Origin of the sequence: Nocardia cyriacigeorgica NBRC 100375, from assembly GCF_000308555.1 — a bacterium.
Lineage (GTDB): Bacteria > Actinomycetota > Actinomycetes > Mycobacteriales > Mycobacteriaceae > Nocardia > Nocardia cyriacigeorgica.
Genome location: NZ_BAFY01000257.1, coordinates 1 through 21,489 on the forward strand (window position 1 = coordinate 1; position 21,489 = coordinate 21,489).

A 21,489-nucleotide genomic window follows, 5' to 3' on the forward strand; every position below is an offset into this window, starting at 1 on the left:
TACATAGATACCCACCGCCGACACCGCGAAAAGCAGCGCGACGATAAGCCATTCGACCCAGTCGTGCGGCCGCAATCTGCGGTACAAGGGGTGGGTGTTTTTCAGCCCACGATCCACAAGTTGTTGTCTACCCGTTATCTTCGGAAGTCAAACACCAGGTAGATCGCGGGCCGGTGCGCACTCGATGCTAGGGACTGGCGGGCCGGTCGAATTCACCGTCCTGCACGCCCGCGGTGAAGGCGGCCCATTCGCCAGGGGTGAATACCAGGGCGGGGCCGTCCGGGTTCTTGCCATCCCGCATGCCGACGTGGCCGTCGGCGAGCAGCGCTATCTCGACCGCGTCGCCGTTTTCCCCTTCGCCCGCGCGCAGCCAGGTGGCGCCGGACAGGTCGATGTCGGCGCCTTTGTCGATACTCATGCCAGGAACTCCTTCGCCAGCTGCCGCAGCAGGTGCCTACTCGATGGACCGTCCAGCGCAGAATGCCGGAGGTTCTCGTGCGCCCGATGGTACCGGCGCACGTCGGCCGGGCGTTCCAGATACAGATCCCCGGTCAGCCCCTCGGCGTGCACCACCGGCGGCTCCAGCGGGCGCCCCGATCGGTCGACGCCGAATTCGAGGATGGTGAACGCGCCGGTACCGACCCCGAGCGGAACTCCGGCCGCGAACGGCAGCACCCGCACCGTGACGTTGTCCCTGGTGCCCGCATCCGCCAGATGCCGCAGCTGACCCGCCATCGCCTTGGCGCCACCTACCATCCGGCGCAGCACCGCTTCGTGCACGATCACATCCAGCGTCGCCGGCGCGACCCTGCGGGTGATCAGCGCCTGTCGTTGCAGCCGCAGCTGCACCCGCTTGTCGAGTGCGGCCTCGTCGTCGCCGGGATGGGCGAGCCGATACAGGGCCCGCGCGTATTCGGCGGTTTGCAGCAGTGCAGGGACGAGCTCGGGATGGTAGGCGGTGACGGATTCGGCCGCGGCCTCCAAACCCACGTATACATCGAAGGTTTCGGGGATCACGTCGCCGAAGGCGTGCCACCAGCTCGGGGTGTCGGCCTGCTGGGCCAGCCCGGCCAGTCCCTCGGCGAGCTGATCCGGGACACCGTAGATCCGGCACAGTTCCCGGATATCGATGGTGCGGATCCGGTCGGCCTGACCCTTCTCCAGCCGTTGCAGGGTGCTGGCGCCCCATTCCATCAGCCGAGCCGCCTGGGCGATGGTCAATCCCGACTGGGTGCGCATATCGCGCAGATACCGGCCGAGCTGCCGCCGCGGCAGACTCGTGGATTTGCTTCCCGAACTCACCGAACCAGCTGGCACCGCATGCTCCGTTCTGCTCTGGGATCAGCCCAGCGCCGTCGATCCGGAGGAGCCATGCGTGCGGTCCCCCGTCACACTTCGCCTGGGCATTGGGATCTTTCGTCCACTATGGGCAATCCTGCACTCCAGAACGGATCTTGTGCTGGGTATTCGCGCGAAAAGTGGGTAGATCCGGAAACTACGCCTGCGGGGGCCGCCCGGATGGTGTGCTGGAAGTGTGCCGGGCCGGAAAATCGCCTCGCACAAGGGGAATCACGCAGGACTCCGAAGTCTAGTACGAGGTATCGCACGCAGAACGGGGAGAGTCATGACAGAACACCTCACCGAGTCATCGCCGGACGCCGGCGACCTAGCCGCTCCCGGTGCCCAGCGCACCGCGTGGACGGAGGTCGCGCAATGCAGCTGACCAACCTCAATATGCATGTCGCGTCGCTGCTGGCATGCCGCAACGATCCCGGTGTCATGACGACCGAACAAGCCCATGCGGCAATGCAGTTGCATCTGGACTGCACCGTCGACGAATGCCGGGTACGGCGGCGCGCGCGGGCGACCCTGGTGGAATCGGGCCGGTGTGTGCTCGACGATCGAGCGCTGCGGTAGTGAGGGGGCAGCGCTCGATCACCGGTCGGTGATCAATGCCAGGAATGATCGGTGATCGGGGTGCGCGGACCGAACTTCGGTTTACGGGCCTGACCACTGATCGACAGCAGCCGCACCGAGCGATAACGGTGCGGCCGTAGCGGTTCCAGATATTCCACCATCGCGGCATCGTCGAGCGGGCGCCCGAGCAGGGTCCAGCCGACGATCGCCGCGAGGTGGAAATCTCCCACCGACAGGGCGTCGGCATCGCCGAATGCCCGCTGCGAGATCTCGGCGACCGTCCACTCGCCGATCCCGGGCACGCTGCGCAGCAGCTTCGCCGCCGCGGCGGGCGCCAACCCGCTGCCACGCTCGAGCGAATCGGCCACCCGGGCCGCCCGCACGATGGTCTGCGCACGCTGCGGGCCCACGTTCGCGCGGTGAAAGGTCCAGGAAGGGATGCGGCGCCAGCCGTCGGCGTCCGGGGCCACCCGCATCCCGTCGGGCGCCGGGCCCGGCGGACGGCAGCCGAACTGCCGCACCAGCCGCCGCCACGAGGCGTGTGCGGCGACGGTGTGCACTTTCTGCTCCAGCACAGCGGGTACCAGCGCCTCGAATACCAGCCCGGTCCGCAGCATGCGCAGGCCCGGATGGCGGCGATGCGCGTCGGCGATCTTGGGGTGTTCGGGCGCGAAACCGGACACATCCTCGTCCAGGCACAGCATCCAGGGCAGCCGGTCCAGGAACTCGTCCGCACCGGGGCCCCACGCGCGGGCCTGCACGGCGCAGGGGCCTGCCTGGACCAGCCGGTAGGTGACGGGGCCGGTGGGCATCCGGGCGGTGAGCCAATGCGCTCCGTCGCGGGTCAGCTGATAGCAGGGATCGCCGGGGCCGCGGCGCAGCGGTGAGATCGTGTGCGCGAGATCGATAGGTCGCTCGGAGGTGACAGTGCGGACGGAGCCGAGGCAGCCGGCTTCCGATTCGACCCTCGCGTCACGCACGGGTTCATTGTGCTCTGCGGGCCCGGTGCGTCCGTTGTGAGGGGTGCCGCACCGTTGAGCGGCGGCTCCCTATCACGATCCGATGACGGCATAGCCGCAGGTAAGGAGCGGTTTGTAACAGATTCGGAATATCCGACGATAATGGCGGCGAATCGGCAAACAGCTGGCAGTCGCCACTACGGAGGTTTTCGACAATGATCACCAACGCGCTCAACTGGTTGCTCAACGCCTGGGGTGGAGTGTCCGCGGGCAGCTCCGGCTACCAGATTCCGCCGGGCACCCTGCCTTTCGGCAGCTGAGCCGTACCCGGCGGCACCGACGCGTCCGCGAGCACCACGAATCTCGCGTGCGCGTCAGCGCCGGTCGCCCAGAATGAGCTGGGCGAGATGCCTGCCCGGACGTCCGGCCAGCTGCGCGGCCTGCGTCCGGCAGGAGAAGCCGTCGGCGATCAAGATCGCATCATCGCCCGCGTGCCGCAATGCCGGTAGCAGACCGTTTTCCGCCACCGCGACCGAAATGTCGTAATGGTCCTTCTGCATTCCGAAGTTGCCGGCCAGACCACAACAGCCGGTGATTTCGGTCACCGCGACACCCATTCTGGCTAATATCCGGCGATCGGCTTCGAAGCCGAGAACCGCGTGCTGGTGACAATGCGGTTGCACCACCACCGACTGCCCGGAAAGGTCGGGCGCTATCCAGTCCGGTTCCGCGTCGAGGAACTCCGCCAGAGTGCGCACCGCCGCCGCGGTCGGCTTCGAGCGTGGATCGTCGGGCAGCAGTTCCGGCAGGTCGCAGCGGAGTGCGGCGGTGCACGAGGGTTCGAGACCGATGACGATGCCGCCGGCGCGCACATGCTCATCCAGCGCGTCCAGCGTCCCCCGCAGCCGCTTCCGGGCACCGTCCAGCTGACCGGTACTTATCCAGGTGAGCCCGCAGCACACCCGTCTTTCCGGGATGCGAACGCGATAGCCGAGCGATTCCAGCAGCCGTACCGCCGCCACAGCGATGTCGGGATCGAAGGCCTCGGTGAAGGTATCGATCCACAGCATCACCTCAGTGGAATCACTGGAATCGCCCCGTGACCGTTGGCTGTCCCGCCAGATCCGCCGGAAGCCGCGCGCGGCCAGTCGCGGGACCTCCCTGCGCGGGTCCATTCCGCCGGCCCGAAGCCCGAAGCGGCGCAGCGGCTCGGCTCGCGCAGCGGCATTGGCCAGCCGCGGCGCCCGTCCGGCGGACGCCAGCCAACGCGGCAACCAGCCCAGCGTGTAGTGATCGACCGGCCGAAGACGACGCCGATAGCGGCGATAGAGCGCCTCGGATTTGTAGGTGGCCATATCCACCCCCGCCGGGCAATCCGACCGGCACGCCTTGCAGGACAGACACAGCTCGAGCGACTGCTCCACCGCCGGCGACGACCACGGCAACGCGCCGCGCACCACCTCCTGCAACACCCGGGCGCGCCCGCGCGTGCTGTCCTTCTCATCGGCGGTCGCGAGGTAGGACGGGCACATGAAACCGCCGCTCGCGCTGCTGTCGGCGCGGCATTTGCCGACACCGACGCAGCGGTGCACGGCCGTACTCAGATCACCGTCGTCGTGCGGGTAGGAAAAGCCAACGCCTGCGACCTTCGGCAGACCGGCCAGCCGCAGGTCGTGATCGATCGGCGCCGGATCGACGAGCACGCCGGGATTCAGCACGCCCGCCGGATCGAACAGGGCCTTGAACTCGGCGAAGGTGCGCAGCACTTCGGGGGAGTACATGAGCGGCAGCAGTTCCGAGCGGGCGCGGCCGTCGCCGTGTTCGCCGGACAGCGAGCCGCCGTAGCGCACCACCAGCTCGGCCGCGTCGTGCAGGAAGGCCCGGAAACGTTGCGGCGCATCGGCGATCGGCAGGTCGAGGCGCACGTGGATGCAGCCGTCACCGATATGGCCGTAGAGCAGGCCGTCGACCCGGTGCTCGGCGGTGAGGGCGCCGAAGTCGCGCAGGTAGGCGCCGAGATGTTCCGGTGGTACGGCCGCGTCCTCCCAGCCGGGCCACGCCGGGCGACCATCGGGGGTGCGGCCCGCGAGGCCGGCTCCGTCGGCGCGGATCCGCCAGAGCGCGGCGGCGACAACGGGATCGGTGACGATCGTGCTGTCCAACGCACCCGCCGACCGGCACAGTGTGGATGCGGCCGCGACCGCCTCCTGCGCGGTGTGACCGGCGAGTTCGACGAACAGCCAGCCGTTTCCGCGCGGCAGGTCCGGCACGGTCCCCCGATGGGTGCGGACGATATCGACGAGCCGGGCATCGATGCCTTCCACCGCGATCGGCCCGCACGCGGTGACCGCGGCGATATCGTCGGCGGCGGTGGCCATATCGGGGTAGCCGAGAACCACGAGCACCGTCGCGGACGGCAACGGCACCAGATCGACGGTCGCCTCGAGTAGTAGCCCGCAGGTGCCCTCGGTGCCGACGAAGGCCTTCGCGATCGACGAACCCCGTTCGGGCAGCAGATGTTCCAGGCCGTATCCCGACGCTTGTCGCTCGAACCGGCCGAGATCGGTGCGCAGCACGGCCAACGCGTTTCGGGTGAAATCGGCGAGCCCCGGTAGCGCCGTCAGGTCGTCCGACAGCCGCCGTTCGGTGCAGGTTCCATCCAGAACACGCAGCTCACGCACGGTATCGGAGGTCCGGCCCCAAGCCAGGGCATGCGGGCCGCAGGCATTGTTGCCGATCATGCCGCCGAGGGTGCAACGGTTCTGCGTCGACGGATCGGGCCCGAACCGCAGCCCGTGCGCGGCGGCCCGGCGTTGCAGCTGCGAGAGCACGAGTCCCGGCTGCACCCGCGCGGTGCGGGTTTGCGGATCCAGCTCGAGTACGGCATGCAGGTACCGGCTGAAATCGAGCACGATGCCGGGCCCGATCGCATTGCCCGCCACCGATGTTCCGGCCCCACGCGCGGTCACCGGCAGGCCCTCGGCGCGCGCGAAATCCAGCACGGCGGCCACATCGCCGTCCTCGCGCGGGAACACCACCGCCTCGGGCAGCACCCGATAGTTCGACGCATCCGAGGAATATTCGGCGCGCCGCCGCTGCGATACGTCGACCTCACCGCCGATCCGGCGGCGCAGCGCCCGCGCCAACCGAACCCGTCCGCCGTCCTCGTCGGTCACGCCGTCCAGCCTAGGCGGCTACCTCGCCTGCGCCCGATCCAGCGCTGCCAGCGGCAACAACGCCTCCACTCGGCCCGGCGCTCCCAGCGGCAACAACGCCTCCGCCCGATCGGGCGCGAAATCACCTCTCGAAACAACTTGCTCTCAACCTTTGTTGAGGTCTTAGTGTCGGTGGCCTGAGGTTGACTGGCGGGGAGTGGAAGGACGTGTCGAGGTGAGCATCGAATCGGTGGCCTGGAACCAGATGTACCGGCGGATGAACGCGCCGAAGGAGCAGCGGCCGTTCAGTATGGCCACGGCTCGGCGGATCCTGCGCTTCGCGGCACCGCATAAACGTCGGCTGGGCGTGTTCCTGCTGTTCAGCGTGGTATCGGCGCTGTTGGCGGTGGCTACGCCGCTGCTGGCCGGGCGGGTGGTGAACGGGATCGTCGACGGTGCGGCGCCGCGCGTGGTGGTCATCCTTGCACTGGCCATCGGCGGGCTCGCGATCGTCGACGCCGGCCTCGGCCTGGCGATCCGGTGGCTGTCGGCCCGCATCGGCGAAGGCCTGATCCTCGACCTGCGCACCGCCGTGTTCGACCACGTGCAGAAGATGCCCATCGCCTTCTTCACCCGCACCCGCACCGGCGCGCTGGTGAGCCGGCTGAACAACGACGTGATCGGCGCGCAGCGCGCGTTCAGCGACACTCTGTCCGGCGTGGTGGCCAATCTGGTGACGGTCATGCTGACGCTGGTGGTGATGATCCAGCTGTCCTGGCAGATCACCCTGCTGGCACTGCTGCTTTTGCCGGTGTTCGTGATCCCGGCCCGCCGGATGGGCGATCGGCTCGCCGATATCCAACGCGAGGCCGCGGGCCTGAACTCGGCGATGAGCACCCAGATGACCGAGCGGTTCTCCGCACCGGGCGCGACGCTGGTCAAACTGTTCGGCCGCCCGCACCAGGAGTCGGCGGAGTTCGCGCTGCGGGCAAAGCGGGTGCGCGATATCGGAGTGCGCACCGCCATGCTGCAAACCGTGTTCGTCACCTCGCTCACGCTGGTCTCCGCACTGGCGATCGCGCTGGTCTACGGCCTCGGCGGCTGGTACGCGCTGGCCGGGCGGCTGGACGCGGGCGCTGTCGTCGCGCTGTCGCTGCTGTTGACCCGCTTGTACTCGCCGCTGACGGCACTGGCCAGTGCGCGCATGGAGATCATGTCCGCGCTGGTGAGCTTCGAGCGGGTGTTCGAGGTGCTGGATCTGAAGCCGCTGATCGAGGACGCGCCGAACGCCGTCCCGGTCCCGGAGGGCCCGGTCGCCGTGGAGTTGCGAAATGTGCGCTTCGGCTACCCGTCGGCGGACAAGGTGTCGCTGGCCTCGCTGGAGGAGGTCGCGACGCTGGACACCCGCGGTGGAGTGGAAGTGCTGCACGATATTTCGCTACGCGCCGAACCCGGTGAGATGGTGGCGCTGGTCGGTTCGTCCGGGGCCGGTAAGTCCACCATCGCGCAGCTGGTGTCGCGGCTTTACGACGTCGACAGTGGCGCGGTGCGGCTCAACGGGATCGATGTGCGTGAGCTGAGCACCCGGTCGATCCAGCAGGCCGTCGGGCTGGTGACCCAGGACGGGCACCTGTTCCACGACACCATCCGCGCCAACCTGCTGCTGGCCCGGCCCGAGGCCACCGAGGCCGAGCTGTGGGACGCACTCGAACGGGCGCGGCTGCGCGATCTGGTCGCGTCGCTGGCCGACGGGCTCGACACCGTGGTCGGTGAGCGCGGTTACCGGCTCTCGGGCGGCGAACGCCAACGGCTCACCATCGCCCGGTTGCTGCTCAAGCAGCCCCGCGTGGTGATTCTGGACGAGGCCACCGCCTCACTGGACTCGACCTCGGAGGCCGCGGTGCAGGAGGCGCTGGCCGAGGCGCTCGAGGGACGCACGGCGCTGGTCATCGCGCACCGGCTGTCGACCATCCGCGCAGCCGACAAGATCGTGGTGCTGGAGGACGGACGCATCGTCGAACGCGGCACCCACCCGCAGCTGCTGGCCGCGGGCGGGCGGTACGCCGAGCTGTACCGGACGCAGTTCTCCGAGGAGCCTGCCCCGGTCGCAGCCTGACGTTGTCTGGCCGCCCGACAGGCGGGAGTCCGGCGCAGCTGGTGGTAGTAGCAGCAGGCATCGGCGCCGCAGGGCCGGCCGCTCGCTGCCCGATATCGAGGAAGGGCCGGCCCGACAGCCGCGCGATCAGAACTCGCCGGCGACCCCGAAGACCGTGCGACCCGAATGGGTGCCGTCCTTGATCGAGCGCAGCACCCGCTCGGCTTCGGTGACCGGCGCGAAGTTCTCGATCTCCGACAGATGGCGCGGGCGCAGCTCGTTGGCCAGCCGGCGCCACAGCTCGCGCCGCTTCTCGATCGGATGGTTCACCGAGTCGATGCCGAGCAATGCCACATTGCGCAGGATGAACGGCATCACGGTGGTCGGGATCTCGGTACCGCCGGTCAGGCCGCTGGCCGCGACGGCGCCGCCGTAGCCGATGGCGCTGAGCACATACGCCAGAGACGCCCCGCCCACGCTGTCCACCGCACCGGCCCAGCGGGCCTTGGACAGCGGCCGGACCTTCGTCTCCGGTTCCGGAAGGCGGCCGATCACCTCGTTGGCGCCGAGTTCGGCCAGGTGATCAGCGGCATCGGTCTTCCCGGTCGAGGCGATCACCTCGTAACCGAGGCCGGACAGGATGTCGACGGCCACGCTGCCGACCCCGCCGGTCGCGCCGGTCACCAGGATGGCGCCGTCATCAGGAGTCAGGCCGCGGTCGAGCAGCGCCTGCACACTCAGCGCCGCGGTGAACCCGGCGGTGCCGAGCGCGGCGGCGTCTCGGGTGGAGAGGCCGTCCAACTTCACCACCCATTCGGCGGGCACCCTCGCGTATTCGGCGAAACCGCCGTGGTGCGAGACGCCGATCTCGTATCCGTGGGCCACCACCTGATCGCCGGGCGCGAAATCGTCGGATTCGGATTCCACCACCTCACCGGCGAGGTCGATACCGGGGACGATCGGGTAGTTGCGCACCACGCCGCCGCCCGGGGTGATCGCCAGGCCGTCTTTGAAATTGGCGCTCGAATAATGCACCTTGATCGTCACCGCACCCGGCCCGAGGAACTCCGTCCCGACCTGCTGTCGCGCGAGCACGACGCCGCTGTCCGATTCGTGTGCCACCATCGCCCAGAATTCCATGAGCCCGAGCATACGAGCGTGCGGCTGCCGAGAGGTCAGACCGGCTCCAATTCGAGGCGGACGCCGAGCAGCCGCACCGGACGGTCCAGCTCGAAGCGGTCGATGATGCGCAGGGCGGCGTCGATGATCGCGTCGCGGTCAGTCGTGGGTTCGGCCAGCTTGGACTGTTTGCTACGGGTGTAGAAGGTATTCGTGCGCACGGTCACCGACACCCGGATGGTGATCCGTCCGGCTCCGGCCATTTCGTCGGCCACCTCGCCGGCCAGCCGCGCGACCTGGGCGCGGATCTCCTCGCGTTCGGTGAGGTCGTGCGGGAAGGTTTCGGATTTGCTGCGGCCCACCGGGATTCGCGGCTCGGTGACGACTTCGGTATCGCCCGCACCTTTACCCAGCACCCCGAGGTACGGGCCGGTGGTCGGGCCGAACGCCTCGGCCAGGCGGTGCCGATCCGAGGCCATCAGGTCACCGACCGTCACGATGCCGAGCTCGGCCAGCCGGGCGGCGATCCGGTTGCCGATACCCCACAACGCGCTGGTCGGGCGGTGCGCCATCACCTCGGTCCAGTTGCCGGCGGTGAGCCGGAACATGCCCGCCGCCGCGCCCGCGCCGGGTTCGGCGGAATCCTTGCCCGAGGATTTGGCGAAACCGGTGGCGAGCTTGGCGGTGAGCTTGTTGTCGCCGATGCCGACCGAGCAGCTCAGCTCCAATTCGGCGATGGCGGCGCGGATTTCGCGGGCCAGGGCCTCCGGATCGTCGGTGTCGGCGGCCAGGAAGGCCTCGTCCCAGCCCCAGACCTCCACCGGACCGAAAGTCCGCAGCAACGCCATGACCTCATCGGAGGCCTCCTCGTAGCTGGCCATGTCCAGCGGCAGGAACACGCCGTCCGGACATTTGCGCACCGCTGTTCGCAACGCCATGCCCGCGCGCACCCCATAGGCTCGCGCCGGATACGAGGCGCAGGTGACGACCTTGCGTGGCTCCTGCGGATCCCCGTTCCCGCCGACGATCACCGGCTGTCCGCGCAGCTCCGGATGACGACGGAACTCCACCGCCGCCTGGAATTGGTCGAGATCGACGTGCAACAGCCACCGGGGCATATGTCCGTCTTACCGCACGGGTATGACTGCCGGCTCCGGCCGCGCCGCGGCGACCCGGCAGATCGCCGCGCTCCACGGCACCCGTCAACCGTTGCGGTGAACGGTTTTACGGTGTAAATGTGTGGTTTGTAGCGCTGCCGCCGACCTCGCACCCACCGGCCGCGGCAACGACCAGGAGGGATCCGCCGGATGACCATTCCCGAACTCGGTATCGAACAAGCGCGGCAGGTGCTCGCCGCGCAACCGTTCGCGCAGCTGGTCGGCACGGAGCTGACGGCGTTCGGAGGCGGCGCGGCGACATTGGTGATTCCGTTGCGGGAGGAGCTGGGTCAACAGTTCGGCTTCGTGCACGGCGGCGTGCTGGCTTATGCCGCCGACAACGCGATCACCTTCGCGGCCGGCACCGTGCTTGGCCCCAATGTGCTGACCGGCGGTTTCACGGTGACCTACCTGCGGCCCGCGAACGGGAAACGGTTGCGGGCCGAGGCGAAGGTGACCGGTGCGACGCGACGGCAAGCCGTGGTCGGCTGCGAGATCTACGCCGAAGGCGACGATGGTGAGCCGGTGCTGTGCGCGGTCGCGCAAGGCACCACCCGCAGCGTCGAGCGGGAGCTCGGCAACGGCGGCTGAGCTAGCGGGCCAACAGTGCGCGCAGGGCGCGGGTGATCTCCTCCGGCGCCTCTTCGGCCATGAAATGGCCCGCGTCGAGCGTGCTGTGGTCGAGATCGACGGCCCAGTTCCGCCACAGCTGCGCGGCGTCGAACCCGAGTGCGGCGCCCCAGTCCTGCTGGATGACGGTGACCGGCATCCCCAGCCGGTTGCCTGCCGCCCGGTCGGCGCGGTCGTGTTCGATATCCACCCCAGCGCTGGCGCGGTAATCGGCGACGATCGACGGCACCGCCTCGCGCGCGGCACGCAGATACTCGGCGCGGATATCGGCCGGGATGGCGTTGGTATCCCGCGTCCAGATGTCGAGGAAATACCCGAAGAACGCGTCCGCACTGCCCGCGATCATCTGCTCGGGCAGACCGGCCGGCTGCGCCATCAGGTACAGGTGGAACGCCACCGCAGCATCGGCGCCGTGCAGCACCTCCCACATGTCCAGAGTGGGTAGCACGTCCAGGGAGGCCAAATGGCTGATCCGACCGGGATGATCGAGCCCGGCGCGAATCGCGACGAGGGCGCCGCGGTCGTGGCCGGCCAGCGCGAAACGGTCGAAGCCGAGCGCTTCGGCGACGGCGACGATATCGGCGGCCATGGTTCGCTTCGAGTAGACGTCGCGGTCCCGTTCGACCGGCTTGGCGCTGGCACCGTATCCGCGCAGGTCCGGGCAGATGACGGTGTGCTCGGCGGCGAGGTCGGTCGCGACATGGCGCCACATCAGATGGGTTTGCGGAAATCCGTGCAGCAACACGATCGGGCTGCCGGAACCGCCGACCGCCACGTTGAGCGCGACGTCGTCGGCTACCGGCACGCTGCGGTAGTCGAATCCGGGAATCATCGAGGTCATCGGGCATTTCTCCTTGTTCGGTTCGGTCTGGACCAGCGTGGCGTGGCCCGATGAGCAATGGATGAGCGCGCTATACCGTGAGGGCGTGACAGTCTCGTTCGGCGTGCTCGGACCCGTGCTCGCCTGGGATCCCGACGGCGGCCGGATCGATCTGAAGGGGCCTCGGCACCGGGCGGTGCTGGCACGGTTGCTGGTAGCGCGCGGGCGGGTGGTGCCGGTGGAGGTCATCGTCGACGATCTGTGGGGGCACCCGGGCGAGGGCGCCAAATCGGCCGTGCGGACCTTCGTCGCCGCATTGCGGCGCGCGCTCGAACCGGAGCGCCCGGCGCGCGCGGCCGCGCGGCTACTGGTCACCGAAGGCACCGGATACGCCCTCCGCGCCGAACAGGATCGCGTCGACGCGTGGCGTTTCGAGCGGGCGGTGCGTGATGCGGACGACCTCGCTCCCGCCGCCGCACTGGCCGCGCTGACCGAAGCGCTCGGCTGGTGGCGTGGTCCGGCATATGCCGAGTTCGCCGATATGGGCTGGGCTCGCACAGAATCCGCGCGGCTGGAGCAGCTGCAGCTCATGGCCGTCGAACGGCAGGCGCAGGCTCGTCTCGCGCTCGGACGCGCCGCGGACGCGGTGCCGGATCTGGACGCCCTGGTCGGCACCCATCCATGGCGGGAGGAGGGGTGGCGGCTGCTCGCGCTCGCCCTGTACCGATCCGGACGTCAGGGCGATGCGCTCGCGGTATTGCGCAGGGCGCGTGGCATTCTCGTCGATGATCTAGGCGTCGAGCCCGGTCCGCGGCTGGCCGCCACCGAGTCCGCCATCCTGCGCCACGACATCGGTGTCGACGACGCCGCCGACCGCGTCTGGGCGGAAACCACCGCGGCATACGACCGCACCGTGGCCGGTGGAGCCACCGCGCGCCTCGAATCGACTGTCGGACTGCTGCGCAGTCTTGCGATGACCGGAAGCGGCGGACTCGCGGCAGCGAGGCAGCAGCGGCTCGACACCGTCATCGCTGCCGAACGACTCGATGATCCGCAACTCACCGCTCGCATCATCGGCAGCTATGACGTGCCTGGAATATGGCCCCGCTCCGACGATCCCGGCCAGGCGGCGCAGATCGCCGCCGCCGCCGAACGCACGCTCGCCCGGCTGCCCGCGGAGGCGTCCGCCGGTTCCAGGGCCCGTCTGCTGACGACTATCGCCGTCGAATCACGGGGGATCCGCGGTCGTCGTGGGGTCGACGCCGCCCGCGCGGCCACCGATATCGCCCGCGCACTGGATGATCCGTCCTTGCTCGTCTTCGCCCTGAACGGCCTGTTCCTGCAGACCTGTGATCGGCCCGGTCGCGCGGGCGAACGCGAAACCATCGGCCGCGAACTGGTGCAGGTGTCGCGCCGCCACGATCTGGTGCCGTTCGAGATCCTCGGCCATCTGGCCCTGATGCAGACCCGCAGCGCCTTCGGCGATTTCGACCAGGCCGACGTCCACGCCGAGGCCGCCGACCGCCTCGGCACCCGCAACGACCGACCGCTGGTCGCGGTATTCACCGGGTGGTATCGCGCCATGCGAGCCGCCGCGACCGGCGCACCGATCGAGGTCGCCGAAGCGGGATATCGCAGGGTCGCACGGCGGTCCGAGAACTGTGGCATGCCGGGATTCGAGCAGGGCGCGCTGCCGATGGCATTGCTGTGCCTGCGGGTATGGCATGGGGCGCAGGCGGATTTCCCGGCCGAGACCGAGTGGGGTCCGTATGAGCCGTGGGCTCGGCCCCTGCTGCTACTGGCCGAAGGACGCCGAGACGACGCCGCCGTGCGGTTGGCTCGCGTCCCGGAACCACCGCCAGGCCTGCTGATCGAAGCGTTGGGGTGCCTCATCGCACGCGCGGCGATCGACCTCGACGACCACGCCGTGATAGACCGCGCCCGTGCCCGGTTGACGCCGGCCGCCGGGGAGATCGCCGGAGCGGGCAGCGGAATACTCACCGCCGGACCGGTCAACCGTTATCTCGCCGAGCTGGACGACGCGCTGGCTTAGCTCGCCAGCTCGGCATACGAAAAGAGCCGTGCCAGTCGATGACAGGCACGGCTCGATTCGCAGCCATCGGCGCCGACGTGACGGCTCAGCACCGCCCTACGATCAGGCCGTCGCCGCCAGCGGCCGTCCATCCAGCGCCGGTTCCTCGACCGGTTCGATGGCGTAGGCCAGGATGTCGGCCACATCGGCGACCGGGCGGACGTCGAGGGCGGCGAGCACCTCGGCCGGGACGTCGTCCAGGTCCGGCTCATTGCGGGCCGGGATGAACACCGTCTTCAGGCCCGCCCGTTGCGCGGCGAGCAGCTTCTGCTTGACGCCGCCGATGGGCAGCACCCGGCCGTTCAGCGTGACCTCGCCGGTCATGCCGACGTCCGAACGCACCTGCCTGCCGAGGGCAAGCGAGACCAGTGCGGTGACCATGGTGACGCCTGCCGACGGGCCGTCCTTCGGCACCGCGCCCGCCGGGAAGTGCACGTGGATATTGCGGTCGAGCACCGAGGGTTCGATGCCGATCTCTTCCAGGTGCGAGCGGACGTAGGTGAGCGCGATCTGGGCGGATTCCTTCATGACGTCACCGAGCTGGCCGGTGAGCGTCAGCGAACGTTCGCCGTCGACGGCGTTGGTCTCGATGTAGAGCACATCGCCGCCGAGACCTGTCACCGCCAAACCGGTGGCCACACCGGGGACGGCGGTGCGTTCCACCGAATCCGGGGTGAACCGGGGACGGCCCAGGTAGTCCTTCAGATCACCGACGTCGATGGTCAGCGACTCACCGGAAACCGCTGCGGTGGAGCGGGATTCGCCGGCCGGCAGGTCGGCACCGCCCACTGCTGTCTCGGATGCGACGTCGCTACCAGCATGCACCGGGTCGTCGTAGCCGAGCTCCGGGTCGTAACCCAGACCGAGCGAGATCACGGTGTCGTCGTCGGCCACACCACCCTCGGACAGCTTCGTGGCGGCCTTGCGCAGCACCTTGGCGATCAACCGCTCCATCTGCCGGACACCGGCCTCGCGGGTGTAGTCGGCCGCGATCTCGCGCAGCGCCGCCTCGGTGACGGTCACCTCCTCGGCGGTCAGCGCGTTGCGTTCCAGCTGGCGCGGGACCAGGAAGTCGCGGGCGATGGCGACCTTGTCGTCCTCGGTGTAGCCGTCGACGGTGATCAGTTCCATCCGGTCCAGCAGCGGGCCGGGGATGGTCTCCATGACGTTGGCCGTGGCGATGAACAGCACGTCGGACAGGTCGAGATCCAAGTCGAGGTAGTGGTCACGGAAGGTGTGGTTCTGCGCGGGGTCGAGCACCTCGAGCAGCGCCGCGGCCGGGTCGCCGCGGAAATCGGAGCCGACCTTGTCGATCTCGTCCAGCAGCACCACCGGGTTCATCGAGCCGGCTTCCTTCATCGCCCGCACGATGCGTCCGGGCAGCGCGCCGACGTAAGTGCGCCGGTGGCCACGGATTTCGGCCTCGTCGCGGACACCGCCGAGCGCGACGCGCACGAACTTGCGTCCGAGCGCCCGCGCGACGCTCTCACCCAGCGAGGTCTTGCCCACACCGGGCGGACCCACCAGCACCATTACCGCGCCGGACCCGCGTCCGCCGACGACCTCCAGCCCGCGCGCGGCCCGCCGCGCCCGCACCGCCAGGTACTCGACCATCCGGTCCTTGACCTCGTCGAGGCCGTGGTGATCGGCGTCGAGCACGGCACGAGCAGCCGAAACGTCGGTGCTGTCGGTGGTTTTCACCGTCCACGGCAGCTCCAGGACGGTATCGAGCCAGGTCCGGATCCAGCCCGATTCGGGGCTCTGATCGCTGGCCCGTTCGAGCCTGCCGACCTCGCGCAGCGCGGCCTCGCGCACCGAATCCGGCAGGTCGGCCTGCTCGACGCGGGTGCGGTAGTCGTCGGCACCGTCGGGTTCGTCCTCGCCGAGTTCCTTGCGGATGGCGTTGAGCTGCTGGCGCAGCAGGAATTCGCGCTGGCTCTTCTCCATGCCCTCGCGGACCTCTTCGCTGATCTTCTCCGAAACCTCGGTCTCGGCGATATGCGCCTTGGTCCATTCGATCAGCGTGGCCAGCCGCTTGGCCGGTTCCGGGGTTTCCAGCAGTTCACGCTTCTGCTCGCTGGTCAGGTAGGTGGCGTAGCCCGCGGTGTCGGCGATCGCGGAGGGATCGCTGAGCTGGTTGACCGCGTCGATCACCTGCCAGGCCTCCCGGCGCTGCAGCACCGACACGACCAGCTTCTTGTATTCGGCGGCGAGTTCCTTGGTCCGCCCGTCGGCGGGCACATCCTCCACCGGTTCGGCCTCTACCCACAGCGCCGCGCCCGGCCCGGTCACCCCGTGCCCGATCTTGGCGCGCCGCTCCGCCTTCAGCACCGCCGCCGGCGCACCACCGCGCAACCGGCCGACCTGTTCGATAGTGGCGACCACGCCGTACGCCGCGTACCCCTCATCCAAACGGGGCGCGACCAGCACCTGGTCGGTCTTCGCGGCCCGAGCGGCATCAATCGCCGCCTGCGCCGATTCGTCGAGTTCGATGGGCACGACCATGCCCGGCAGCACGATCGGATCGGTCAGGAACAGCACCGGCAAATTCTGAGCTGCAGTCACGTCTTCGACCCTTTCAAAGTTGAGCGATGCCTACTCAACCCCGGGGTATTCGGGTTTGTTCCGGGGGAGTGGCGGGGTTCACTCAGGGCGAAAGCGGCGTCTCGACAGCTGGACGGACCGCGCTTAGGCTGAGCATTATTCTTAATTACGTAATTACGTACTTCAGGAGAATCGGTGCGTAGATTGGCGATGGTCGTGGCCGCGGTGATCCCGCTGCTGGCGGGATGCTCGAATCCCAGCGCTGCCGACGAGTCATGCGAGCCGTCACCGCAGGCAGGTGTCGCCTCGGCCGAGGAATGGCTGGGCCGCATACACTCCGACCCAGACAACATCTCGTTGGCGATCGATGACGGCCGGGGCAACGTCATCGAACGGCGGGCCGACGACCAACAGCCCCTCGCCTCGGTAGTGAAAGTGGTCCATCTTGCCGCATACGCCCGCGCGGTCGCGGCGGGCACACTCGACCCGCAGGAAACGGTGCCCGTCAGTGACTGGGAACGCTGGTATCTGCCCGGTGCCGACGGCGGCGCCCATCCAGCGGCGCGCACTCGCCTCACCGGAGCTACGATCACGCTCGACCAGCTGGTGAGCGCGATGATCCGGGAAAGCGACAACGAGTGGGCGCTGGCGCGGCGCTACGCGGACGATTCTGCGTACCGCACCACCATTCAATCGAAGACGATGCCGCCGCTCGACATTCAAATGGCGTGGGCAGAAACAACGGCCACGGGATCTTCTCGCCAGGTGGCGTCGATGCATCGTGCCATCGCGACCGGGAGTTTCGGACCTGGCAGCGACGTGGCACGCGCCCACCTGGAATGGCAGCAGCCGGTCCCAGGGCCCGTCGCGATCGGATTCAAAGGCGGCAGCTATCCCGGCGTGCTGACCGACGCCATTTACCTGCGCCGCGCCGACGGCACAGTCGCCACCGCCGTCCTGCTCAACCGCAGGATGCCCGCGACCACCTGGTTCTCCGCGCTCTCCACCATGAGCGAGCAGCAACTCCTGGTCAGAGCCATGACGGAGCCGGCGATGTGGCACCGGTTAGCATGCGCCGCATGACCGACGTCGCCGCCAAACTGGCCGAGCTGGAGGCCCGGATCGAGGAGCTCGAGGGCCGGCGCCGGACCGGAGACGCCGAACACGGATTCATCGAATACCGCGGCAGCGTCGATTTCGGCGGCCCCGTCGACTGGACGATCCGCTACAGCGCCGCCGCCATCCCGCAACTCCCCGCCCAAACCCGCGTCGACGTGCTCGCCGCTCTTGGCCATCCCGTTCGTCAGGCCCTGATCGAAGCCCTACTCGACGGCCCCCGCACCGGCACCGAACTGGCAGAGGCGGTCTCACTCAATTCCACCGGGCAGCTCTACCATCACATCCGCACCCTGACCTCCGCGAAAGTCATCGAACAACACACCCGCGGCGCTTACCGGATCCCCGCCCAGAAAGTTGTCCCGCTGCTGATCCTGATGACGGCCGCTGCCGATATCGGCGAGGTGCTGCGGTAGGGCTCGCCGAGAACCGCTACCAGCCGAACAGCAGCAGATGTACCCCGCCGACAACCAGACCGAGCAGGCCGCCGTGGACGTACAGCAACCAGGCGTCCTGTTCGACCGATGCGTAGAACATCTCCATGAACTCGCCGGGGGTGAGTTGTTTGAGTTTGCGGGCGGCGAATTCATCGATCTTCTTGGCTTGTTCCTCGGTGAACTCGGCGTCCTCGACGAGGGTCGGGGCCAGGCCGACGGCGGCGCCCGCGGCTCCGACCTTGAGATTGTCGAATTGGCGGCGGCCGAAGGCGGCGCGGACCACCGAGGTGGTGCGGCCGAGCTGGCGGTGGATCTCGTCGGAGATCAGCCGTTCCAGCAGTTGACGGGTCTTGTCGCCGTTGGGGCCCTCGAGCAGTTCCTTGGACAGGTTGGGCAGGGTGAGCACCTGGTAGGCCAGGATGCGGGCCAGATCGACCGCCGCCTGCGGCTGCCGCTTGGCCAGCAGGGCCTGGCGCCACAGGTACTTGTAACGCGGCTGCGGGTCGCCGGGCTCGAACACCATCTTGATCGCGATCAGGTTGACCAGCACGCCGATGCCGGCCGACACCAGCAGCACGATCACCCACGCGGGCACCCAGCCGAGCACCGGAATGTTCGGATGCACGTGCAGATACAGCGCGAGCAGCAGGCCGAACGGCGCGCCGAGCAGGCCGATCCGCACCATGAACCGCAGCTCCGGAGCGGCGATCGTGGTGGTCAGATCCTTGAGGATGATCGGGTTGTCCTGTAGGTACCGGATGACGAAGCCCTTGACGTCGATCAATTGGTCGACGTTGTCACCCAGCGATTCGAACGCACGACGGCACAGCGCGGGCAGCTCCCGGTCCACGCGCTGATAGACCAGCTGTTTCATCGCCCGCGGCAGCGAACCCCACAGCTCCGGGTTCTCCCGGTACATGACATCGTCGACGATGGACTGCACCTGCTTGTGCGCCATCTCGGCGACGTAGTCGGCGATACCGTCCAGGTCGAGTTCGTGGATGAAATCGCGTGGACTGCCGATCCGCAGCAGCGCCTTGTCCACGCAGATGCTGGCCATCTTCTCGGCGCGGGCGGGGATGAAGCCCTGGAAACCGAAGCGCGAACCGTCCTCGGAGAACACCGGAAGCACCTGCACCCGGCGCGGCAGATAGGGGTACAGCACTTTCAGGCCCGGCACCCGCACACCGCGGAAGCGCAGCGGCCAGAACAGCATCAGCACGCCGGTCCAGTTGGTCAGCCAGCCCGCGATACCGGCGAAGATCGGGAAGCTGATCAGGTCGACGACGAACTTCGACTGCCCGGTCAGCTGCTCCCAGTCGATGAACACACCGGACGCGAGCGTGATCACGCGGGCTCTCCCTAGGCCGGCCGGTACGAATGCCCGGAATGGTTGTCACATCGAATGAGACTCGAGGTCCCAACATTCTCATTGCCCGTTGGAGGTGTCAACGATGCGGGGCGCGCCGCCAGCGGCGAGCGGTTCATGATCGCCTGGCGCTGCGCACGGGCAGCGCGGCGACCGCGCGTTCGGCCGCGACCAGGGCACTGTTGATCGAAATCTCGCCACGCATTCCGGGGGCGGCGACCATATCGCCGGTCAGGAAGACATCGTCCCCGCGGTCGATTGCCGGCCGGTCGCGCCAGGTCCGGCCGGGCAGATCAAGGGCGCCCGTGCGGCCCTTCGCGGTGCCGGTCCGGGAGAACGTCGTCCTGGTGTCGCGTCCGGGGATGACGAGATCGGCGAACTCGGCCAGTCGCCGCTGAGCTTGCCCGGGCGATTCGCCGGCGCGCACCGGCATCTGCAATTGGAACAGCGACTGCCCGGCGGGGGCGATGCTGTCGTCCTGCATGGTGTAGCTCTCGTGGAACCCGCCCGCATCGAGGTCGAAGACGATAGTGCGGTCGCGTGGCGAGCTCTGCACCGCGATATCGAGGAGGGCGGCGTGCCCGCTGGTCCAGGTCAGGCTGTCGTCGCCGAGCAGGCGCCGCGCCGAGGCGAGCTCGGTGGCCACGATCACCGGCCCGGCCGAGGTATCGACGCTCTCGATGCGCGCACCGGTGGTGATCTCGACGCCGAGCCCGGCGGCGTGGGCGGCCATCCGGTCCACCACCCGCTGCCAGCCGCCGCGCACCCATCGCACCGCGGGCACGCGCGGTCCGAGCACCCGTTGGAACAGCCCCCAGACGAAGGCCGCCGACAGTCGTCCGGTGTCGGCGTCATAGGTGGCCACGCTGATGGCGTTGGCGATGTGCTCGGCGGTCGCCTCACCCCATCGCGCCGATGCCCAGCTGCGAAAGTCCATGTCCACCGGCGGTTTCAGGTCGAAGCGGGCTTGCGCGCGCAGCATCCCGACGGGCGGGATCCGGCGCACCCGGTCGCCGGTGCGAAAACCGAGACGCACCATATGTCGTGGTGCGGGCAGGCCCAGGCCCGCGGTGAACCCGCGTGCCTTCAGCCAGGTGTAGTGCGGGCCGTCGGCATAGAAGACGTGCGCGCCGTCGTGGGCGATGTAGGGCCCCGAGGTGGCGCGCCCACGCCCACCGAGCGTCGAATGCGCCTCGAACAGCCGTACCGACGCACCGGTTTCCGCGCACGCTATGGCGGCGGTGAGACCGGCGAGGCCGCCACCGATCACGGTGATGTGCTGGGTCATCGCGATATCTCCTGTTCGACAGAGGTGAAAGATGCGGCCGCGTCGATCTGGGCTGCCATCAGTTCCGCGGTGGCCCGCAGATAACGTTCGCTGTCCATTCCGGAGGGGTGCTCGCCACCGAAGATGTCGCACATCAGCCAGTAGTGGGCGATGGCGCCGACGATGACGGCCGCGGTGGCATCCCAGTCGGCGTCGGTGTGGGCCGGCCCGGCGAGTTCGGCCAGTCCGCGGGCGACCACCGAGGTGACCACGGTGAACTCCTCGCGGCGGAACACTTCCAGCACTTCGGGGGCGATGGAGTTGTCACGCAGCAGGATTCGGGTGACGTCACGGTCGTGTTCGAGGCGCATCAGCCCGATCCGGCACAGCATCCAGAGCCGGTCCGCCGTCGTCGCGTTCGGCGCGACCGCCCGCAGGAACTGGGCGATGGAGAAGTCCGGTGCCAGAAAGTGCTGCCATTCGCCCCGGTCGACCAGGCGCGAACGCACCGCCTCGACGAGCAGTTCGTCCTTGGAGGCGAAGTGCCGGTACAGCGCACCCGAACCACGCGAGAGCCCCGCGGCCGCTTCGATCTGGGCGACGGAGGTGCGGGCGAAACCCTGGTCGCCGAACAGTCGCAAGGCTTCGGAAATTATTCGCTCGCGTGTCGATGCCATTCGCGCTCCATGTAAGTAACCACTTACTTACATGACATCGCGGGCTTACATCCTTGGCAAGCGCTGACTGACAGGTTGACCGAAACGCGCTATCGACCAGCTCGATTGATGGCTTTACCTGCGAATTCCCGGCTG

The 21,489-nt window shown here is 68.5% G+C and carries 17 protein-coding genes; 6 read left to right on the forward strand and 11 right to left on the reverse strand.

Going from position 1 to position 21,489, the window contains the following annotated elements:
• Nucleotides 1–187 precede the first annotated feature (187 nt).
• Both RJ05_RS25680 and RJ05_RS25685 read right to left on the reverse strand, forming a co-directional pair.
• A complete protein-coding gene (locus RJ05_RS25680) occupies nucleotides 188–418 on the reverse strand; it encodes a DUF397 domain-containing protein (RefSeq protein WP_036541693.1) in 231 nt (76 codons plus the stop codon).
• Nucleotides 415–1,317 carry a helix-turn-helix domain-containing protein gene (locus tag RJ05_RS25685; RefSeq protein WP_255220959.1) on the reverse strand — a complete coding sequence of 301 codons (903 nt, stop codon included), beginning with the start codon at nucleotides 1,315–1,317 and terminating at the stop codon, nucleotides 415–417. The genes RJ05_RS25680 and RJ05_RS25685 overlap by 4 nt, the downstream gene beginning before the upstream one ends.
• A gap of 396 nt (nucleotides 1,318–1,713) precedes the next feature.
• Here RJ05_RS25685 and RJ05_RS25690 point away from each other — a divergent pair, with 396 nt between their 5' ends.
• Nucleotides 1,714–1,917: a hypothetical protein gene (locus tag RJ05_RS25690; protein WP_036541697.1), complete on the forward strand. Its 204-nt coding sequence runs from the start codon at nucleotides 1,714–1,716 to the stop codon at nucleotides 1,915–1,917.
• Nucleotides 1,918–1,949: 32 nt separating this feature from the next.
• Here RJ05_RS25690 and RJ05_RS25695 read toward each other — a convergent pair whose 3' ends face one another.
• Nucleotides 1,950–2,897, reverse strand: coding sequence for a DNA-3-methyladenine glycosylase family protein (locus RJ05_RS25695; RefSeq protein WP_036541698.1), 948 nt, complete (start codon nucleotides 2,895–2,897; stop codon nucleotides 1,950–1,952).
• 353 nt (nucleotides 2,898–3,250) lie between these two features.
• Nucleotides 3,251–6,052, reverse strand: coding sequence for an FAD-binding and (Fe-S)-binding domain-containing protein (locus RJ05_RS25700; RefSeq protein WP_036541700.1), 2,802 nt, complete (start codon nucleotides 6,050–6,052; stop codon nucleotides 3,251–3,253).
• 214 nt (nucleotides 6,053–6,266) lie between these two features.
• On the opposite strand from RJ05_RS25700, the gene RJ05_RS25705 reads away from it, so the two are divergent.
• On the forward strand, nucleotides 6,267–8,147 hold the full coding sequence (locus RJ05_RS25705) for an ABC transporter ATP-binding protein (protein WP_036541741.1): 1,881 nt from the start codon (nucleotides 6,267–6,269) through the stop codon (nucleotides 8,145–8,147).
• A 126-nt stretch (nucleotides 8,148–8,273) separates the two neighbouring features.
• Here RJ05_RS25705 and RJ05_RS25710 read toward each other — a convergent pair whose 3' ends face one another.
• On the reverse strand, nucleotides 8,274–9,266 hold the full coding sequence (locus RJ05_RS25710) for an oxidoreductase (protein WP_081597539.1): 993 nt from the start codon (nucleotides 9,264–9,266) through the stop codon (nucleotides 8,274–8,276).
• Nucleotides 9,267–9,301: 35 nt separating this feature from the next.
• Nucleotides 9,302–10,363 (reverse strand): DNA polymerase IV, encoded by a 1,062-nt coding sequence (locus tag RJ05_RS25715; protein WP_036541704.1) that lies wholly within the window; start codon nucleotides 10,361–10,363, stop codon nucleotides 9,302–9,304.
• A gap of 189 nt (nucleotides 10,364–10,552) precedes the next feature.
• On the opposite strand from RJ05_RS25715, the gene RJ05_RS25720 reads away from it, so the two are divergent.
• Nucleotides 10,553–10,993, forward strand: a complete 441-nt coding sequence (locus tag RJ05_RS25720) for a PaaI family thioesterase (RefSeq protein WP_036541706.1) — start codon at nucleotides 10,553–10,555, stop codon at nucleotides 10,991–10,993.
• Nucleotide 10,994: 1 nt separating this feature from the next.
• On the opposite strand, the gene RJ05_RS25725 is transcribed toward RJ05_RS25720, so the two are convergent.
• Nucleotides 10,995–11,873 carry an alpha/beta fold hydrolase gene (locus RJ05_RS25725; RefSeq protein WP_036541708.1) on the reverse strand — a complete coding sequence of 293 codons (879 nt, stop codon included), beginning with the start codon at nucleotides 11,871–11,873 and terminating at the stop codon, nucleotides 10,995–10,997.
• An 85-nt stretch (nucleotides 11,874–11,958) separates the two neighbouring features.
• Here RJ05_RS25725 and RJ05_RS25730 point away from each other — a divergent pair, with 85 nt between their 5' ends.
• Nucleotides 11,959–13,905, forward strand: coding sequence for an AfsR/SARP family transcriptional regulator (locus tag RJ05_RS25730; RefSeq protein ID WP_036541742.1), 1,947 nt, complete (start codon nucleotides 11,959–11,961; stop codon nucleotides 13,903–13,905).
• Between the two features lie 102 nt (nucleotides 13,906–14,007).
• On the opposite strand, the gene lon is transcribed toward RJ05_RS25730, so the two are convergent.
• Nucleotides 14,008–16,485, reverse strand: a complete 2,478-nt coding sequence (lon, locus tag RJ05_RS25735; protein ID WP_051016913.1) for an endopeptidase La — start codon at nucleotides 16,483–16,485, stop codon at nucleotides 14,008–14,010.
• A gap of 213 nt (nucleotides 16,486–16,698) precedes the next feature.
• Here lon and RJ05_RS25740 point away from each other — a divergent pair, with 213 nt between their 5' ends.
• Both RJ05_RS25740 and RJ05_RS25745 read left to right on the forward strand, forming a co-directional pair.
• Complete coding sequence (locus RJ05_RS25740) at nucleotides 16,699–17,571, forward strand: serine hydrolase (RefSeq protein WP_081597538.1); 873 nt, start codon at nucleotides 16,699–16,701, stop codon at nucleotides 17,569–17,571.
• Nucleotides 17,568–18,020 (forward strand): ArsR/SmtB family transcription factor, encoded by a 453-nt coding sequence (locus tag RJ05_RS25745; protein WP_036541743.1) that lies wholly within the window; start codon nucleotides 17,568–17,570, stop codon nucleotides 18,018–18,020. Before RJ05_RS25740 ends, RJ05_RS25745 begins: the two co-directional genes overlap by 4 nt.
• Before the next feature lie 16 nt (nucleotides 18,021–18,036).
• Here the strand turns inward: RJ05_RS25745 and RJ05_RS25750 are convergent, their stop codons facing one another.
• The 3 genes from RJ05_RS25750 to RJ05_RS25760 all read right to left on the reverse strand — a co-directional run bounded on the left by RJ05_RS25750 (nucleotide 18,037) and on the right by RJ05_RS25760 (nucleotide 21,354).
• Complete coding sequence (locus RJ05_RS25750; RefSeq protein ID WP_036541716.1) at nucleotides 18,037–19,392, reverse strand: DUF445 domain-containing protein; 1,356 nt, start codon at nucleotides 19,390–19,392, stop codon at nucleotides 18,037–18,039.
• 133 nt (nucleotides 19,393–19,525) lie between these two features.
• Nucleotides 19,526–20,698 carry an FAD-dependent oxidoreductase gene (locus RJ05_RS25755; RefSeq protein WP_036541718.1) on the reverse strand — a complete coding sequence of 391 codons (1,173 nt, stop codon included), beginning with the start codon at nucleotides 20,696–20,698 and terminating at the stop codon, nucleotides 19,526–19,528.
• Nucleotides 20,695–21,354, reverse strand: a complete 660-nt coding sequence (locus RJ05_RS25760; RefSeq protein WP_036541722.1) for a TetR/AcrR family transcriptional regulator — start codon at nucleotides 21,352–21,354, stop codon at nucleotides 20,695–20,697. Before RJ05_RS25760 ends, RJ05_RS25755 begins: the two co-directional genes overlap by 4 nt.
• Nucleotides 21,355–21,489 lie beyond the last annotated feature (135 nt).

Excerpts from the sequence above, each read along its gene's own strand:
- RJ05_RS25755 (WP_036541718.1), bottom strand. The coding sequence starts at position 20,698 with ATGACCCAGCACATCACCGTGATCGGTGGCGGCCTCGCCGGTCTCACC.
- RJ05_RS25690 (WP_036541697.1), top strand. The coding sequence starts at position 1,714 with ATGCAGCTGACCAACCTCAATATGCATGTCGCGTCGCTGCTGGCATGC.
- RJ05_RS25710 (WP_081597539.1), bottom strand. The coding sequence starts at position 9,266 with ATGGAATTCTGGGCGATGGTGGCACACGAATCGGACAGCGGCGTCGTG.
- RJ05_RS25715 (WP_036541704.1), bottom strand. The coding sequence starts at position 10,363 with ATGCCCCGGTGGCTGTTGCACGTCGATCTCGACCAATTCCAGGCGGCG.
- RJ05_RS25725 (WP_036541708.1), bottom strand. The coding sequence starts at position 11,873 with ATGACCTCGATGATTCCCGGATTCGACTACCGCAGCGTGCCGGTAGCC.
- RJ05_RS25745 (WP_036541743.1), top strand. The coding sequence starts at position 17,568 with ATGACCGACGTCGCCGCCAAACTGGCCGAGCTGGAGGCCCGGATCGAG.
- RJ05_RS25680 (WP_036541693.1), bottom strand. The coding sequence starts at position 418 with ATGAGTATCGACAAAGGCGCCGACATCGACCTGTCCGGCGCCACCTGG.
- RJ05_RS25720 (WP_036541706.1), top strand. The coding sequence starts at position 10,553 with ATGACCATTCCCGAACTCGGTATCGAACAAGCGCGGCAGGTGCTCGCC.
- RJ05_RS25740 (WP_081597538.1), top strand. The coding sequence starts at position 16,699 with ATGGTCGTGGCCGCGGTGATCCCGCTGCTGGCGGGATGCTCGAATCCC.
- RJ05_RS25760 (WP_036541722.1), bottom strand. The coding sequence starts at position 21,354 with ATGGCATCGACACGCGAGCGAATAATTTCCGAAGCCTTGCGACTGTTC.